Origin of the sequence: Mycoplana rhizolycopersici (genome assembly GCF_013378445.1) — a bacterium.
In the GTDB taxonomy this organism is placed as follows: Bacteria; Pseudomonadota; Alphaproteobacteria; order Rhizobiales; family Rhizobiaceae; genus Mycoplana; species Mycoplana rhizolycopersici.
Map to the genome: position 1 here is coordinate 1 of NZ_JABXYK010000074.1, position 255 is coordinate 255.

Sequence of the window (255 nt, forward strand, 5' to 3'; positions counted from 1 at the left end):
ATGGCTCGACACCGGTCGCCGGAACCTTCAACCTCGCCGTCACCCCGGTCAACGACGCGCCGACGCTCACCGGCGACCTGAAGGCGACGGTGAAGGAGGGCGGCAGCTACAGGATCACCACCGCCGACCTCAACTTCTCCGATCCCGACGACAGCGCCTCCGGCGTCCGCTTCACCGTCTCCGCCGCCTCGAACGGCAAGGTCCAGGTGAACGGCAAGGCCGCGACGAGCTTCACCGGCGCCGAACTCGCGAGCG

The 255-nt window shown here is 69.0% G+C and carries 1 protein-coding gene; it reads left to right on the forward strand.

All coding sequences use genetic code 11. The features are described 5' to 3' along the window. Positions 1-255: cadherin-like domain-containing protein (locus HV823_RS26470; protein WP_246302022.1), on the forward strand; the 255-nt coding region annotated here is incomplete at both ends.